General features: G+C 74.2%; 10 protein-coding genes and 1 pseudogene. 6 read left to right on the top strand and 5 right to left on the bottom strand.

Annotated features, from left to right (window positions below; genetic code table 11):
* Positions 1–8: 8 nt before the first annotated feature.
* Positions 9–1,985 (top strand): M13 family metallopeptidase, encoded by a 1,977-nt coding sequence (locus FY030_RS12510; protein ID WP_158061790.1) that lies wholly within the window; start codon positions 9–11, stop codon positions 1,983–1,985.
* 53 nt (positions 1,986–2,038) lie between these two features.
* Here the strand turns inward: FY030_RS12510 and FY030_RS12505 are convergent, their stop codons facing one another.
* Genes FY030_RS12505 through FY030_RS12495 form a run of 3 tightly spaced genes read right to left on the bottom strand, consistent with a single transcriptional unit; the run spans position 2,039 to position 6,842 of the window.
* Positions 2,039–3,082 (bottom strand): FAD-dependent monooxygenase, encoded by a 1,044-nt coding sequence (locus tag FY030_RS12505; RefSeq protein WP_158062818.1) that lies wholly within the window; start codon positions 3,080–3,082, stop codon positions 2,039–2,041.
* Positions 3,083–3,110: 28 nt separating this feature from the next.
* Positions 3,111–5,336: a helicase-associated domain-containing protein gene (locus FY030_RS12500; RefSeq protein WP_158061789.1), complete on the bottom strand. Its 2,226-nt coding sequence runs from the start codon at positions 5,334–5,336 to the stop codon at positions 3,111–3,113.
* 6 nt (positions 5,337–5,342) lie between these two features.
* Entirely contained in the window at positions 5,343–6,842 is a 1,500-nt protein-coding gene (locus tag FY030_RS12495) for a gluconokinase (RefSeq protein ID WP_158061788.1), read from the bottom strand.
* A 39-nt stretch (positions 6,843–6,881) separates the two neighbouring features.
* On the opposite strand from FY030_RS12495, the gene menD reads away from it, so the two are divergent.
* Entirely contained in the window at positions 6,882–8,834 is a 1,953-nt protein-coding gene (gene menD, locus FY030_RS12490; protein WP_192498597.1) for a 2-succinyl-5-enolpyruvyl-6-hydroxy-3-cyclohexene-1-carboxylic-acid synthase, read from the top strand.
* Here menD and FY030_RS16925 read toward each other — a convergent pair.
* Positions 8,771–9,919: pseudogene (locus FY030_RS16925) on the bottom strand (GNAT family N-acetyltransferase); the annotation flags it as partial. The gene menD and the pseudogene FY030_RS16925 sit on opposite strands and share 64 nt — an antisense overlap.
* 162 nt (positions 9,920–10,081) lie before the next feature.
* Between FY030_RS16925 and FY030_RS12480 the strand changes: the two are divergent.
* Entirely contained in the window at positions 10,082–11,770 is a 1,689-nt protein-coding gene (locus tag FY030_RS12480; protein ID WP_158061785.1) for an MFS transporter, read from the top strand.
* A gap of 18 nt (positions 11,771–11,788) precedes the next feature.
* Here FY030_RS12480 and FY030_RS12475 read toward each other — a convergent pair whose 3' ends face one another.
* On the bottom strand, positions 11,789–13,117 hold the full coding sequence (locus FY030_RS12475; RefSeq protein ID WP_238348264.1) for an isochorismate synthase: 1,329 nt from the start codon (positions 13,115–13,117) through the stop codon (positions 11,789–11,791).
* 38 nt (positions 13,118–13,155) lie between these two features.
* On the opposite strand from FY030_RS12475, the gene FY030_RS12470 reads away from it, so the two are divergent.
* Genes FY030_RS12470 through FY030_RS12460 form a run of 3 tightly spaced genes read left to right on the top strand, consistent with a single transcriptional unit; the run spans position 13,156 to position 16,488 of the window.
* Positions 13,156–13,875, top strand: a complete 720-nt coding sequence (locus tag FY030_RS12470; RefSeq protein ID WP_158061784.1) for a demethylmenaquinone methyltransferase — start codon at positions 13,156–13,158, stop codon at positions 13,873–13,875.
* Positions 13,876–13,883: 8 nt separating this feature from the next.
* Positions 13,884–15,749 (top strand): putative nucleotidyltransferase substrate binding domain-containing protein, encoded by a 1,866-nt coding sequence (locus tag FY030_RS12465; protein ID WP_158061783.1) that lies wholly within the window; start codon positions 13,884–13,886, stop codon positions 15,747–15,749.
* Between the two features lie 7 nt (positions 15,750–15,756).
* Positions 15,757–16,488, top strand: a complete 732-nt coding sequence (locus FY030_RS12460; RefSeq protein WP_192498596.1) for an exonuclease domain-containing protein — start codon at positions 15,757–15,759, stop codon at positions 16,486–16,488.
* The last annotated feature ends 96 nt before the right edge of the window (positions 16,489–16,584 follow it).

Raw genomic sequence — 16,584 nt, 5'->3', positions numbered from 1 at the left:
GTGTCCCCATGCACTCCGGGATCGACCCTCACCTGATGAACACCGACGTCCGCGCGCAGGACGACCTCTTCGTGCACGTCAACGGTGGGTGGCTGGCCTCCGCGCAGATCCCGGCTGACCGGGCGCGCTATGGCTCCTTCGACCAGCTGCGCGAGAGCGCCGAGGAGGCGGTGCGCGAGCTCATTGAGCAGGCGGCCGAGCGACAGCCCGCGCTGGACACGCGGGCCGGCAAGGTGGGGGCTCTGTACGCCAGCTTCATGGACGAGGACCGCGTCGAGCAGCTCGGCGTCGAGCCGGCGGTGGAGCCGCTGGTCGAGGTCGCCGGTGTGTCGAGTCCTTCCGACGTGGCGCGGGTCGCCGGCGCCCTGCAGCGCGAGGGCGTCGATGGGATCGTGCACCTGTGGGTCACCGCCGACGCCGGCAACCCCGAGGAGTACATCGCCTACCTGCACCAGGCCGGCATCGGGCTGCCCGACGAGGCGTATTACACCGCTGCGGAGCACGCCGGCGTGCGCACGGCCTACCGCGCCTACCTGGCGCAGCTGCTCGAGCTGGGGGCCTCGGCCCTGACGCAGGCCGGACTCGACCTCGACGAGGGCGCCGTGGACCGGGTCTACGCCCTGGAGGAGCGGATCGCCGCGGCGCACCGCGACCGGGTCGCCGCCCGCGACGCGGTGAAGTCCTACACCCGGTGGACCGCTGACGAACTGGCCGAGCGCACCCGCGGCTGGGACTGGGACGCTTTCCGCGCCGGGCTGGGCGCCGGCGAGCACCATCTGGCCCACGTGGTCGCCCGGCAGCCGGAGGTGCTGACCGCGGTGGGGGCAGCGCTCGCCGAGGTGCCGGTGTCCGACTGGCGCGCCTACCTGGCGGTGCGGGTCCTGGACGGGTTGGCCCCTTGCCTGTCCGGGGCGTTGGTCGAGGCCCACTTCGACTTCCACGGGCGCACCCTGTCCGGCACGCCGAGCAACAAGGAGCGCTGGAAGCGCGGTGTCGGCCTGGTCGAGGGGCTGCTGGGCGAGGCGGCGGGGGAGATGTATGTCGCCGCCCACTACCCGCCCGCGGCCAGCGAGAAGATGTCCCAGCTGGTGCAGAACGTCACCGAGGCCTTCCGGCAGCGGATCGGCGAGCTGGAGTGGATGGGGGAGGAGACCAAGGCCAAGGCGCTGGACAAGCTGGCCGCCTTTCGCCCCAAGGTCGGTCACCCGCCGGTCTTTCGCGACTACACCGCATACCAGCTGGACCCGACGGACCTTCTCGGCAACGTCCGCCGCGGCGCCGCCTTCGAGACCGACCGCCAACTGGCCAAGATCGGCCGGCCGATCGACCGCGACGAGTGGCTGATGACCCCGCAGACGGTCAACGCCTACTACCACCCGATGCTCAACGAGATCGTCTTCCCGGCGGCGATCCTGCAGCCGCCGTTCTTCGACGTGGACGCCGACGACGCAGTGAACTACGGCGGGATCGGTGCGGTGATCGCGCACGAGATCGGGCACGGATTCGATGACCAGGGCAGCCGCTACGCTGGTGACGGGTCGTTGACCGACTGGTGGACCCAGGAGGACCGGGAGCGTTTCGAGGAGCGCAGCCAGCAACTGATCGACCAGTTCTCCCAGCTGTCCCCCCGCGACATCCCGGAGGACACGGTGACGGTGAACGGCGGCCTGACCGTCGGGGAGAACATCGGTGACCTGTGCGGCCTGGAGCTGGCCCACCTGGCCTACACGATCTCCCACGGCGGCGCTGCCCCCGAGATCGACGGCTGGACTGGCGACCAGCGCTTCTTCCTCGGCTGGGGTGCGGTGTGGCGCACCATCGCCCGCGAGGAGGAGGCCCGGCGGCTGCTGTCCGTCGACCCCCACGCGCCCGCAGACCTGCGTGCCAACACGGTCCGCAACGTCGACGCCTTCCACGCGGCGTTCGAGACCACCGAGGGCGACGGCCTGTGGCTGGCGCCGCAGGAGCGGGTGCGGGTCTTCTGACCGACCTGGGCGCGCCGGACTGACGCGAGGGTGTGCCAGGCGCCGCCGCTGGCCTAGAGTCGGCCGGCTGCGCGCAGCACGCGGTTGCGTGGACCCGCGGCGGACTCCGAGAGAGCGAGCCGCATCACGAGCGGGGCGAGGGTGCGCGCAGCCTGCGTGGCGGGCAGTCGGCGCAGCTGCCACGCCCGCAGCCCGGTGCCGCGGTTGAGCGTGTCGGCCAGCGACGCCGCGTCGAGGATGGCGTCGACGGCGCCCCGCCCCAGGTTGGGCGTGGTGGCGTGCGCGGCGTCACCGACCACGACATACCGGCCCCGCGCGTAGCGCGGCAGCGGTGGGGTCAGCCAGAGTCGGGTGGCGAGGGTATGCGGCCCCGCTGCGGCGAGCGTCTCCTGCACCGGGAGCGAGGCATCGGCGAACCGCTGACGAGCCTCAGCGAGGGCCTCGCGGACGTCGAGCGGCTCGGGACCGAGGGTGCTCCGATGCGTGGTGAACCAGTAGGTGCCGGCACCCAGCGGCGCGATCCCGGCGAGCCGCGCGGGGCCCCAGTACTCCCCGAGGGAGCCCATGTCCGGCGGCTCGGGGTGGATGCCTCGCAGGGCCAGCCAGGGCGTCTGACGGCGCTCGGCGGCCGGTGGATGCACGAGCCCCCGGACCCGGCTGCGGACCCCGTCCGCGCCGACCACGAGGTCCGCGTCCAGGGCTGCCGGGTCCGTGACCGCCTCATGGACCCGTCGGACGCTGTCCGGGACCGCGTCCTCGAGCGCCGCCAGCAGGGCGGGTCGGGGGATGAGGGCCAGTGAGCCTGCGCGTCGGGGGACGGTGAGCAGCCGGGCGCCGGTGTCGAGGTCGAACAGGGCGGCGGAGGAGAGGGCCGACTTCGCCGCTCCGGCGTCCTCACCATGGCCGATCCGCACGCCGATGCGCACGCCGATCCGGTCCAGCGCCCGCACGGCCGACGGCCACAGGGCCAGGGCCGCGCCCGCACCGGCCCGCTCGGGCTGCTCCTCGAAGAGGGTGACCTCGTGTCGTCGCTGGTCCAGCGCCGCGGCCAGGGTCAGCCCCGCAATCCCGCCACCGACGATCGCGATGCGGCTCATGGCCGGGACGTTACCTGGTGCCTAGGGCTCATCGAGTGGCGTGGCGCGCCTGGGTGACCCGGTGCACCAGGAAGGTGCGGGTCACATCACCATCGCCGACCGCGGCCCTGGCCCGACCCGCCTCGACGTGCAACGGCCGGACTAGGTGGGTGGAGACCCCGCCGGTGTCGTCGGCGTAGCCGATCCACAGGGCCGACCCGGTCGCCGCGGCCTCGCGCAGCACGGCGTTGATGACGACGGGATCGGTGTGCGCGCCCTCCTCACCGATGCCGGAGGCACGGGCCCCCTCGCCCCGGCGCATGAGCCCGACCACGTCCCGGGCGACCCTCTCGTCCACGCTGCTGACCCGGACGGGCGACGGCGGCCGGGCGACGGTGCGGCGCCACACGGGCGCGGCAACCTCGAGGCCACCGTCGGCGCCCTCGACGACGGGGCCGTACTGCTCCTCGCGCAGCAGGTCCAGCACCGTCGGTGCCGGGACGGGGGAGACGAGCACAGTGGGGGCGATCCGCCGCCACTGCAGCATGCCCAGCGCCCGGTCCCGCTCGACCCGGTCCAGCAGGGCCGGGTCGTCCGAGCGCAGGTAGGCGGCGCAGGCACCGACTCGGGCCTGGCCGTGCCGACGGGCGACGTCACGGACCAGGTAGTCCAGCGGCTGCGGAACGCCGGTGCGAGAGGCCGCGGCCAGGTCGGCCAGCACCCGGTCGGCCGACCAGCCCAGGTCCAGGGCGCGCCGGACGCTGTTCTCGGTGAATCGGTGCACGCTGGCCCCACCACGGGACTCGACATCGCTGACCAGGTGCATGAGGGTGCGCACGGGCCCGTCCAGGCGACCCGGCGCGATCGCGGTCAGGTCGGCCTGGAGCAGGACGTGGTCGACCGCCGGTGGCACGAGCGAAGCCATGAGCGCGGCTGGGTCTGCCTCGCCGGTCACTACGGCCCGGCCCGGTGCGGACAGCGCGCCACGCCCGGTGACCCCGACCCACTCTGCCTCCCGCAGCGTCACCGCGAGCGGGGTGCCGTGCTCGGTGCGCGACATCCGCAGCGGGTGTCGCCACCGCATCAGGGACTCCAGCCCTGCCTCCGTCGGCGCCGCGCCGGCCGGCAGGGTAGCCAGGGCGGCCAGCGCGTCGTGCCGCCGCTGCCGCGCCAGGGGGTATGAGGTGTGGGTGGACAGCACGTTGACCCGGGCGCCCTCTGCGCTCCCGACCAGGCTGGGGGCGGCGGACATGGCCCACCAGGCGGAGGCCAGGCTCGCCCACCGGCGCCCCGGCTCATCGGCCAGCCAGTCGTCGGCGACGGTGGTCGGCACCCAGGCGGCCTCCACGCCGGGGCGGGAAGCGCCGTCCTCGATCGCGATCAGGCCGGCGGCGTGCACCGTCTCCAGCAGCCAGGCCGCCTCGTGCGACTCGATCCCCAGATGCGCGGACACGCGGCCGTGGTCACGCACCGCAAGCCCGCCCGAGCGCAGGACGCGGGGCGGACGGGCGCCCCACTCGTCGACGAGCTCGGTGACCATGGTGATGAGCTCGGCCGCCCGGCCACCGGCCGCGGCGTCGACCACGTCCTCGCCGAGGCTCATCAGCTCCAACTGCGGAGGCTGCGTCGCCGGATCGCGGTGCAGCCGGCCGGCCCGCAGAGCCAGCGCGACCCGGCGCGGCAGCAGCACGTGCGTGTCGTCGAGACGCTCCAGGAGCCCGGCCTCGACCAGGGCGTGCGCGGCCCGGGTCATCGGGGCTGCGCCGTCCGGTGACACCGACCCGGTCGGCGGGCCCCAGGTCAGCGCGTCCAGCAGCTGGTGCTGGGTGGGCTCCAGACCGGCCAGGATCTCCTCCACCCGCCCGGGGAGGGGGGCCTCGCCACCCTCGTCCGGCGCGAGCCCGGCGGGGCTCCCGACGACGTCGGCGACGGGCCGCGCCGGCCGGATCCCCTCCGGGGCGGCCCACACCAGAGCCAGCTCGCGCAGGCGGTCGACCAGCTGCCCGGCCAGCTCCTCGGGGGCGTCCAGCAGGGCAGCGACGCGGCCCGTCGAGGCCGGGGCGGCCACGACGACCGCCTCCAGCGCGTGCAGGTGGGCCAGGTCCAGCCCGTCCAGGGCACGCTGGATGCTGGTCCGGGTGGTGGCCCGCGCGGCCAGCGCAGACAGGTCGGCGGGTGCGGGCCGGGCCAGGTCGGGGCGGGCCCGCATCAGGGCCGCCAGTTGCTCGTCGGTCCGCCCTCGCAGGTCGTCCGCGAGCGACCTCACCTCGGACACGACGGGTCAGCCGAAGAGGGCGTCATACACGCGCTCGAACCGCTGGTATCGATCGGTGTAGTAGCGGCGCCGGCCGTAGTCCGGGGTGAGGGTGGGGCCGCGGTCGGGCTTGGCGCGCCGCACGCCTGGGGCGAGGGTCTCCAGCGCCAGCAGGGCCGTGCCGTGCAGGGTCGAGCGCTTGAGCTGCACCGGCGTGACCGGGGTGCGCATCGCGTCGGCCATGATCTGCATCAGCTCGGGGTGGTCGCCGGCGACCGAGCCGCCGGCGTAGAGCTTCTCCGGCTGGGGGGCCACCTGGCGCAGCTGGGCCCCGATGCGGGCATAGGACAGCGCGATGCCCTCCAGTACGCCCCGGTAGACCTCGACCGGCGCGGACGCCGCGGTGACACCGGTCAGGACGGCATGCGCGTCCGAGGCCCAGCCGGTGCTGCGCTCGCCGGTGAAGAAGGGCAGCACCAGGGGCGTGGTCGGGTGCGGCTCCGCGGTCAGGGCCTGCGCCAGGTCTTCCGGCTCGACCTGGTCGACTGCCAGGGTCACGTCGGCCCAGGCCAGCGCCCGGCCGACGTCGTTGAGGGCACCGCCGATCAGCGCCCGGTCGTGTGAGACGCGGTAGCACCACAGGCCCGGTGGGAGCTCCTCGGGCATCTCGCTGACCACGACGCGCAACGCGCCGGAGGTGGCGCAGGAGGCGCCGATCGCGGTCTCGTCGTGCGCGCCCAGGCCGACGTTGGCGGCCAGCCCGTCGGTGATGGGGGCGAACCACCGCGCCTGGGCCAGCGCTGGCCAGCGCTTGGCGATCTTGGCCGCCTGCTTCTCGGCCACCGGCACCGGCTGGTCCAGGTGGTGGATGGGGGGCAGCTGGTCCGGGCGGATGCCGCAGATCTCGACCAGCTCTGGATACCACTGGGCCGTGTGTCGGTCCACCAGCCCGGTCCACGCGGCGCTTGAGGTGCCGGTCGCCAGGGTGCCGGTGAGCTGCAGGAGCAGGTAGTCACCGAGAGAGAGGTAGTGGGCGGCCCGTTGCATCACCTCCGGCCGCTCGGTGGCCAGCCAACGCAACCGGGCCGGCCAGTAGCTGCCGTGCAGCCGCGTCCCGGTCCGCTGCTGCAGCTTCTCCTCGGACAGCTCATCCCGCAGCAGGTCCACCTGCGAGCCGGGACGTCCGTCGGCGTAGGTGAAACAGGGGGTCAGCGGGGAGCCGTCCTCGGCGATGACGACCAGCGAGGAGGCGAAGGTGTCCAGGGCCACGCCCGCGATCTGCTCCTCACCCAGGGACCCGAGAAGCTCCCCGATGATCTGTCGTATCTCCTCGACCACCTGGTCGGGGTCGATCTCGGAAGTGCCGCCCGGGGCGGTGGTGAAGGCGTGCGGGACCTTGGCCCGCTTGCCGACCGGCCGCCCATGGGCGTCGTAGACCATCCCCCTGCTGGCGGTCGAGCCCACGTCCAGGGCGAGGACGAGAGGAGGGACGGCGTCCGCGAGCTCGATGTCGAAGTTCGAGGCCATACCGCTCACTGTACGGCCGAGCGTGGCACCATCGTGCCCGTGCACCCCTCGACCGCGCTGGCCACCGTCCTCGTCGACGAGCTGGTCCGGGGCGGCGTCCGGGAGGCGGTGCTGGCCCCCGGATCCCGGTCGGCTCCGCTGGCCTACGCCTTGGAGGAGGCCGACCGGCACGGGCGGCTGCGGCTGCACGTGCGGATCGACGAGCGCTCGGCCGGCTTCCTCGCGCTGGGTCTCGCGCGCGCCTCCGGTGCTCCCGTGGCGGTGGTGACCACCTCCGGGACCGCCGTGGCCAACCTGCACCCCGCCGTGCTGGAGGCGCACCACAGCCACGTCCCGCTGGTAGTCCTCTCCGCGGACCGGCCCGGCGAGCTGCGGGGGACCGGCGCCAACCAGACCACGCACCAACCGGGGATCTTCGCGGGCGCCGTGCGCCGGGAGGTCGACCTGCCGGCGCCGGAGTCGGTCTCGGCGCGGACTGCCGCCTTCTGGCGCTCGACCGTATGCCGGGCGCTCGCGGCCGCGCTCGACCACGCCGCCCGGGGGAGCGGGTGGATCCGCTCCGGTCCCGTCCACCTCAACGTGTCCTTCCGGGACCCCCTGGCACCCGAGCTCGACACCGCCGGGCAGGGCCTGGCCGGCGAACTGCCTCCGGAGCTCCACGGGCGGCCGGACGGGTCGCCGTGGACGGTGGTGTGGGACGTACCCCTCGCAGACCCGGCCGTCGACGTCGACGACGCCGCCGCCGCCGTCGATAGTGGGGAGTCGGCGGGCGGGAGCCGCACGGTGGTGCTGCTGGGCGACCTCGGCGATGCCCGTCGGCATGGTGCTGCGCTGGCCTGGGCGGAGCGGCACGGTTACCCGGTCCTGGCCGAGCCGTTCGGGTGGCTGCCGCACGGCCGGACCGTGGTGCCGCACGGTGTGCTCGTGGCCGGGGATGCGGCGACGGTCGACGCGCTGGCGCCCGAGCGGGTCGTGGTCGTGGGCCGGCTCACCCTGTTCCGGGAGTTTGGGTCGCTGCTGCGCCGACCGGGGGTCGTCGTCGAGCAGGTCAGCGCGGCGCCGTCCTGGACCGACCCCTCGCATGTGGTGCGCGAGGTGCACGGCGCCCTCGCGCTGCACCGGCCCTGGCACCCGGCGCCGCAGGGATGGGCGCAGAGCTGGCTGCAGGCCGGTCGGGCCTGGACTGAGCGCGTGCGCGAGGTGGCCGGGTTCGACCGGGCCGACAGCCCGCCGACCGGCGTCGCCGTGGCGACCACGGTCGCTGCCGCCCTGGGTGAGGAGGACTTCCTCGTGCTCGGCTCCTCCAACGCGCCCCGGGACCTGGCGGTCGGCCTGGGTGCGCTGCCGCAGACCGGCAGCCCGGTCGTCTATGCGAGCCGGGGCCTGGCCGGGATCGACGGCACGGTCGCCACCGCCGTCGGTGTCGCCCTCGCCGGCATCGGTGAGCACATCCGCCCCGGCCGCACGGTCGCGCTCATGGGTGACCTCACCTTTCTGCACGACGCGGGTGCCCTGCTCGTCGGCCCCGGCGAGCCTCGCCCCGACCTGACGGTCGTCGTGGTCAACGACGACGGCGGCGGGATCTTCTCCACGCTGGAGTACGGCGAACCGGCCCGGTCGGCCAGCGCCGCGTCCGCCGCCGCCACCGAGCGCCTCTTCGGCACGCCGCACGGCACCGACCTGGGTGCGCTGTGCGCCGGTTACCGCGTGGGGCACCGTCTCGTCGGCTCACTAGCCGAGCTGGCCGACCAGCTGGGCCGGCCCGCCGAGGGGATCCGAGTGCTCGAGGTCCGGGTCGACCGGGCCGGGCACCGCGCGCTGCGGGACGCGCTGCGCGCGGCCCCGGCGCGACCACCCGCTCAGAAGTCGATCGCGCCGAGCGGGTCGACGTCGGCCCGCATCGCCCGGGACAGCTCCCGGACCGCGCCGGAGCGCAGCTCGCGACCGGATAGAGCGGGCACCATCGCGGCGAGCGAGCGGCCACCCAGGTAGGCCGCGCCCAGGGCCGCCACCGGCAGCTCCACGTCGGCCGCGTCCTCGGTCCTCACGCAGGTCGCAGCACCCGAGCCGTCCACGGTCAGCCGCCAGCGGCCGGCGTTCCACGGGCAGAGCTCGTCGGCGACGTCCAGCACGACCTCGCACGCCGCGGCATACCCGCGGTCGGTCAGCGCCCGGGGCAGGTCCACGACCCGGATCCACAGGGAGTCGTAGATGCGCGGGGCGGCCGCGCGGGGCCCGCCCGCCCACCACAGCAGCGGGTCGTCCAGCCGCCGTGCCCAGAGCGTGACCTTGCTGGTGAGGTCCAGGTCGAGCAGTCTTCGGGCCAGGGCCAGCAGGCTCGCCAGGTCCACCGCGCCGAGCTCGGCGACGGACACCTCACCCCGGGGTGAGCCGTCCTCCCACTTGCTCTCCCGGCGAAAGACGGCATACCCGGTGACCGTGCCGTTCCGGCGTGCGAGCATCAGGCGCCGAGGCTCCTTGGAGCCCCGGGACTTGGGGAAGTCGCGATACCAGGTGGTGGCCTTGGACTCCGGCCGCGTCACCGCTCCCAGCGCCGTCGCGGCGCAGGCCAGGTGCGCCTCGTGCAGGGCGGTCATGCCCTCGGGCGTGGGCAGCGTGACCACGTGGGTGGTGATCCGGTCCGCCTCCCCGACCAACCATGCCGGTGCCTTGAGCTCGCTCCCCCGGCCCAGCTCGAGCTTGACGTCCAGGCTGGCGCAGCCGTAGCCGAAGCGTCCGTAGATCGCTGCCTCGCTGGCGTGCAACCCGGCAACGGCCGCCTCGCCGCGGTCGTGGATACGGTGCAGATGGTCACGCATCAGCCGGGTCAGCAGGCCCTTGCGGCGGGCGTCCGGGTGCACGCCGACCCAGGTCAGGCCGTCCATCGGCAGCGTCGTCAGACCGCCGCCCGGGCCGGGCACGGTGACCGCCAGGTCGTAGGCGCTGTACATCCCCGCCAGCGGCGGGCGCTCCTGGTCGGGCTCGCCGGGCAGCGGAGCGCCCCCGCGCTCGGCGGCGCGTGCGTGCCGGAAGTCGAGGTCGTCGGCGAGGTCCTGGGGCGTGCCCCCCGGTTGCACCTCGAACCAGACGGTGTCCTCCAGGTCCTTGATGCGGGGTAGGTCGTCGGGGGTCAGGTCGATCAGCGTGGGCTCGTCGTTCACCGCGCCAGTCTGCCCGGGCCCGGAGCAGGTGCGCCAGGAGATTTCCCCGGTGCCACCACTTACCCCTACAGTCCCGCTGTGCCCCGGACCCGACCTGGCGGCGGCAGCGTGCCCGCCGTCCTCGCCGTCTTCGCCGCCGCCGGCTTCGCCATGGGGCAGACGCTGTCCCGGCTGCCAGCGGTCCGCGACCAGCTGGACGCCGGGCCGGGAGAGCTCGGTCTGGCGCTGATGGGGATGGGTGCCGGGTCACTGCTGGCGATGCCCTTCTCCGGCCGCCTGGTCGACCGCTTCGGCAGCCGCGCCGTGGTCAGCGTGACCGTGGTGCTGGCCTGCCTGGGCTGGGCCAGCGTGGCCGTCGCCCCCTCGGTGCCCGTGCTGCTGGCCACACTCGTCCTGACGGGGGTGAACGTCGGCGTCTGGGACGTCACCATGAACATCCAGGGAGCCCACGTCGAGCGGCGCCGGGCGCGTGCCTGGATGCCCCAGTTCCACGCGGGCTTCTCCGGCGGGGCCGTCCTGGGGGCCGGGTCGGGCGCGCTCGCCGCACACCTGGGCATCGGCCTGGTCCAGCTGCCCGTGCTCGCCGCGCTCGCCGCGGTCGTCGGTGTCGTGGGGGCGCGGCACTTCGTGCGGGAGGACGACGACGACGCCGGTGACGCGCAGGGGCCAGAGGGCGCGGCGCAGGCGCACGACCAGAGTCCTGCCCGCCCGGGTATCACTCGCCCGGAGGTCCTCATCGGCCTCGTGGCCCTGGCGGCGGCGCTCGCCGAGGGGGCGGCCAACGACTGGCTTGCCCTGCTCCTCGTCGACGTCCACCGGGCACCGGAGGCCTTCGGGGCACTGACCCTGACGGCGTTCAACCTCACGATGATGGTCGGCCGTCTGCTTGGTGGCCCGGCGACCGACCGGTTCGGCCGCGACGTCGTGGTGCGGACCGGCGGGGTCCTGGCCGTGCTGGGCATCCTGGTCGTGGTACTGGTGCCCTCGCTGACCCTCGCGCTGCTCGGCGGGTTGTTGTGGGGCCTGGGCATCTCGACGATCTTCCCGGCCGCGATGTCCGCGGCCGGTGAGGTCCCCGGCCGCGGCAACCGAGCGATCACGGTGGTCTCGACGATCGCCTACGGGGCATTCCTGTTCGGGGCGCCGGCGATCGGCCTGCTGGCCGAGTGGGCCGGCCTGGACCGGGCCCTGTTCCTGGTCGTGGGCTTCCTGGCGCTGATGGTCCTGCTCGCCCCGGTGATGAAGGTGGCAGGATACGGAGACATGTCGCTGACCCTGCGTCCGCCCACCGCCGCTGACGAGGCCGCGATGCGACGCATGCACGAGCAGCTGGCCGAGGAGGGCTTCCAGTTTTTGCTCGCCGACGGTCCGTGGCCACACGTGCTGGCCCAGATCGAGTGGGAGTCCAGGGGGGTGGGCCTGCCCGAGGGTCGGGTCCCGGCTGACTTCCTGGTCGCCGAGGTCGACGGCCAGCCGGTCGGGCGGGTCTCGATCCGGCACCGGCTCAACGACTTCTTGCTGCAGGAGGGCGGCCACATCGGCTACGCGGTGGCCCCGGAGTTCCGCCGCCGGGGCTACGCCACCGAGATCGTCCGGGAGGCCGTCAAACGCCTCGCCGCGCTGGGGGTGGACCGGGTTCTCATCACCTGCGACGACGGCAACCACGCCTCGGCGGGGACCATCGAGAAGGCCGGTGGCGTGCTGGAGGATGTCCGGCCCACCGCCGCTGGGCCGGCCAAGCGCCGGTACTGGATCCAGGCCCGCTGACGGGCGGCGTCGGCCGGGTCAGGCCAGGCCCAGGGCGTGGCGCATCGCCGTGAGCTTGATCTCCGTCTCGGCCAGCTCGGACTGCGGGTCGGAGGCCGCGACGATCCCGCCGCCGGCGAAGATCCGCATCGACTGCCGGTCCTCGGCCAGCTCGCCGCAGCGCAGCGCGATGCACCAGTCACCGTCGCCGGAGGCGTCCATCCAGCCGACCGGGCCGGCATACCGCCCGCGGTCCATCCCCTCCAGCTCGGCGATCACCCGGAAGGCGTCAGCTGTTGGCGTGCCGCACACGGCGGCCGAGGGGTGCAGGGCAGCGGCCAGGCGCAGCGAGGTGGCCCGGCTGTGCATCGTGCCGGTGAGGTCGCTGGCCAGGTGGTAGACGTCGGGCAGCTCCAGGACGTAGGGCGTCTCCGGGACCACCAGGTCCTCGCAGTGCGGGGCCAGCGCTTCGGCGACTGAGCGCACGGCGTAGGCGTGCTCCTCCAGGTCCTTCTCGCTGCTCACCAGAAACAGCCGGGGATCACCGTGCGGGGCCGCCCCGGCGGGGAGCGGAATACCGTTCGGGCGGCGGATCGTGCCGGCCAGCACCCGCGACCGCGCCCGCCCGCCCTGCAGGCGCACCAGCATCTCGGGGGTCGCGCCGACCAATCCCGCGACGGCGAAGGTCCAGGTGGCGCCATACCGCTTCTCCAGCCGCTCCAGCACCGGCGCGATCCGGACCGGCTGCCGGTCGCGGTGACGCACCGCCACGTCCCGGGCGAGCACGACCTTGTCCACCTCGCCCCCGGCGATGCGGGAGATCCCCTGGGCGATCACCTGCGGCCACCGCTGGGCCGGCACGCTGCCCGGCTCCTCGACCAGCGGGTCCAGGACGTCGATCAGGGGGTTGGTGCGGGTGAGGATCTCCGCCGGGTGGCTGTCCGGCCATGGCTCGTCCTCACGCACGACGTGGGTGATCCAGGCCAGCCCGTCCCGGCGCCCGATGACGACGCGCGGGACGGTGAGCACGCTGGGGTCGGCGGAGCCGTCGGCGAAGGCGAAGGAGCCGAACGCCACCAGGCCGGTGCCGGGCAGGCGTACCTCGTCCTCGATCTGGGCGCCCTCGCGCAACCGCGTCCACCAGTCCTCGGCCCCGGCGAAGCGCTGCGGCCCCTGGGTCTCGACGTGGGCCACCCGCCCCCAGCCCACCATGCCGTCGCCCTCGCGCAGCCAGGTGACCACCTCCCGCGGGTCGACCTCGTCCGGGACCCGGGTCAGCAGGTCACCGGGGGCGTCCACGGCGACCGTGCGGGCGCGCAGGCGGGGCGGGACCGGGTGGGCGCGCAGGCGGGGCGGGGCGGGAGACACAGCGGACCACTGTAGGCCGTGGTGCAAGGATGGCCCCCATGAACCCCAACCGCGCCAACCTGGACAAGGCACCGCACGAGGTCGCGGGCATGTTCGACGGTGTCGCGAGGCGCTACGACCTCACCAACACCGTGCTGACCGGCGGCCTGGACGCGCATTGGCGCCGGGTGGCCGCCCGGGTCGTCGACGCCCGGCCGGGGGAGCGGGTGCTCGACATCGCCGCCGGCACTGGCGGCTCCAGCGTGCCCTACGCCGACCGGGAGGTCGCGGTCGTGCCCGCGGACTTCTCCCTCGGCATGCTCCGCGAGGGCAACCGGCGCCGGCCCGACCTGCCCTTCACCGCGGCCGACGCGATGGCGCTGCCCTTCGCCGACGGGTCCTTCGACGTGGTGACGATGAGCTTCGGCCTGCGCAACGTCAAGGACGTCGCGCAGGCGCTGCGCGAGTTCTTGCGGGTCGCCCGGCCCGGGGGGCGGCTGCTCGTGGTCGAGTTCTCTACCCCCACCGTCCCTGGCTTTGCCCAGGTCTACGACAGGGTCGCGCTCAACCTGCTGCCTGCCGTGGCGCGGCGCACCAGCTCCAACCCCGAGTCCTACGAGTACCTCACCGAGTCGATCCGGGCCTGGCCCGACCAGCGCGAGCTCGCCGAGACCATCCGCGGGGCCGGCTGGGAGCAGGTGCGTTGGCGCAACCTGACCGGTGGCATCGTGGCCCTGCACCACGCGCTCGCACCCGACCCCGTCGGTGGCCTGACCTAGGCGCGGGTATGGACGTCGAGCTCGCCGAGATCAGGGACTTCCTGGCCCAGCACCCGCCGTTCGACGTGCTGCCGGAGCAGGTGCTGGACGCTCTGCCGCGGCGCTGCACCCTGAGCTATGCCCGGCGGGGGGCGACGGTGCTGCGGGCGGGTTCGCGCAACGACCGGCTCTTCGTGGTCCGCTCCGGGGCGGTGGACATCACCGACGAGGGGCAGCTGGTGGACAGGGTCGGCGCCGGCGGCGCCTTCGGGATGTCCTCGGTGGTTGAGCACGTGCCGACGCGGTATCAGGTGACCGCCCGGGAGGACACCTTGCTCATCCAACTGCCGCAGGACGCTTTCGATGAGCTGACGACCGCCCACCCGGCCGTGGCCGCCCACTTCGCCGGCACCCACCACGACCGGATCCGGACCGCGATCGGCCAGCTCCAGGCGCCGAGCCGGGGGTCCTCGGTCCTGCGGACCGCCGTGCGCGACATGATCCGGGCCGAACCGGTCCGATCCGGTCCGGAGGTCACCATCGCCCAGGCCGCTCAGGAGATGACCCGGGCGGGGGTCTCCTCGCTGCTCATCATGCGTGGGGAAGAGCTGCTCGGCATCGTCACCGACCGCGACCTGCGACGCCGGGTGCTGGCGGCGGGCATCGCGCCGGACCGGCCGGTGGCGGAGGTGATGACCCCGGACCCGATCACGGTGGGGGCGGAGGCGCTGGCCCTGGAGGTGTTGCTGGAGATGACCGGCCGCAACATCCACCACCTGCCGGTGCGGGACGGGTCCGGTCGGATCCTCGGGCTGGTGACCACCACCGATCTGGTCCGGCTGGAGCGTTCCAACCCCGTCTACCTCGTCGCCGACATCAGCGGCCAGACCGACGTCGTGGGCGTGGTGGAGCAGGCGCGCCGGATCCCCTCGGTCGTGGAGCAGCTGGTGGCCGAGGACGCCAGCGCCGAGGACATCGGACGGGTGACCACGGCGCTTGCCGACGCCGTGGTGGTGCGCCTGCTCGAGCTGACCGTGGCCGAGCTGCGTGATGCCGGTCATGGTGAGGCTCCGGGGCGGTATACCTGGGTCTGGCTCGGGTCCGCGGCGCGGGAGGAGATGGGGTTGGGGGGCGACCAGGACCACGCACTGGTCCTCGCCGACGACACCGACCCGCACGACCCGTGGTGGGCCCTGTTGGCCGAACGGGTGACCGAGGGGCTGGAGGCGGCCGGGTTGCCACCCTGCGGCGGCGACATCATGGCTTCCAACCCGCGGTGGCGGATGACGGTGTCGCAGTGGCGCTCTCAGTTTGCCCGCTGGAGCCACGAGCCCGAGCCCAATGCGGTCCTGTGGGCGGCGATCTTCTACGACATGCGGTGCGTCTTCGGCGAGCCGGCCCTGGTGGAGGGGTTGCGGGAGGAAGTCGTCCCGATGGGCGGGCGCTCGGACCTGCTCGTGGCCTACCTCGCCGGGCAGGCGTCCCGGATGCGCCCGCCGATCGGCTTCTTCCGCGGCTTCGTGCTCGAGGACGCCGGAGAGCACCGGGACACGCTGGACATCAAGAGGGGTGTCACGGCCGTGGTCCAGCTGGCGCGGGTGCACGCGGTGCGGGCGGGGTCGAGGGCGCTCGGGACGAGGCTCCGGCTGGAGGCCGCCGCGGCCGGGGGCGGGTTGTCGGCCCAGACCGCGACCGACCTGGCCGACGCCTTTGAGCTCATGTCCTACCTGCGGGTGCGGCACCAGGCCCGCCAGGTCCGGGCGGGGCAGCGTCCGGACAACCATCTCAACCCCGAGGACCTGGGCAGCCTGGACCGGCGGCACCTGCGCGACGCCTTCCAGATCGTCCGTTCCGCGCAGCAGGCTCTGGGCGCCCGTCTGCCGCGGGTGGGCTGATGAGCTGGTGGGGACGTCTGCGGCCGGGGGCCGGGAGCCCGTGGTCCCGCCCGGCACCCCACTGGCCGATCTGGCTGCCGCGGCGGTGGTGCCTGCGGACACGCCGCTGGAGCGGGTCGAGCTGCTCGCGATCGACCTTGAGACGACCGGGCTGGACCCACGCAAGGACGAGGTGTTGTCGGTAGGGATGGTGGTGGTCCGGGGCGGTCAGGTGCACCTGGGCACGGCCCGCCACCTGCCGGTGCGGCCCCGCGGGCAGGTCGGCGACTCCGCCGTCGTGCACGGGCTCACCGACGACGCACTGGCCCAGGCACCCACGATGGAGCAGGTGCTGCCCGAGGTGCTGGCCGCCCTCCTCCATGAGACCCCCGTGCCGGGGGTCCCCCAGGATGCCCCCCCACCGCGCAGGGTGCTGCTGGCCCACTTCGCCGAGGTCGAGGCAACCTTCCTGGCGGCGGCCTGCCGCCAGGTCTACGGCACGGCGGTGGGGATGCCGGTGGTGGACACCCTGCAGATCGCCCGGCGCCTGCTGCGCGCCCAGCACCACGAGCTGCAGGCCGGCACGGTCCGGCTCGACGCCTGCCGGCGCCGGCACGGGCTGCCGCGCTACCGGGCTCACTCGGCGCTGACGGACGCCGTGGCCTGCGCCGAGCTGTTCCTGGCCCAGACGGCGGCGCTGGAGCAGGTGCGCGGGCGTGCCCTGATCCTGCGGGACGTGCTGGAGCGGAGGCTGCGGTAGGCACCACGGCCGCGAACTCACCTACAGCCGGCTCGTCATCCGTGAGCGGGGCAGGAACCGGGGTGCGCGCGGTAGCACCGAGCCCGATTTGGCGCA

The sequence above is a fragment of the Ornithinimicrobium pratense genome (genome assembly GCF_008843165.1).
In the GTDB taxonomy this organism is placed as follows: Bacteria; Actinomycetota; Actinomycetes; order Actinomycetales; family Dermatophilaceae; genus Ornithinicoccus; species Ornithinicoccus pratensis.
Note: the sequence above shows the minus strand (reverse complement) of the source record. Positions and strands in the feature narration are given on the sequence as shown.

Coding starts and splice junctions, on each gene's coding strand:
- FY030_RS12510 (WP_158061790.1), top strand. CDS start 9: ATGCACTCCGGGATCGACCCTCACCTGATGAACACCGACGTCCGCGCG.
- FY030_RS12505 (WP_158062818.1), bottom strand. CDS start 3,082: ATGAGCCGCATCGCGATCGTCGGTGGCGGGATTGCGGGGCTGACCCTG.
- FY030_RS12495 (WP_158061788.1), bottom strand. CDS start 6,842: ATGGCCTCGAACTTCGACATCGAGCTCGCGGACGCCGTCCCTCCTCTC.
- FY030_RS12470 (WP_158061784.1), top strand. CDS start 13,156: ATGAACCCCAACCGCGCCAACCTGGACAAGGCACCGCACGAGGTCGCG.
- FY030_RS12465 (WP_158061783.1), top strand. CDS start 13,884: ATGGACGTCGAGCTCGCCGAGATCAGGGACTTCCTGGCCCAGCACCCG.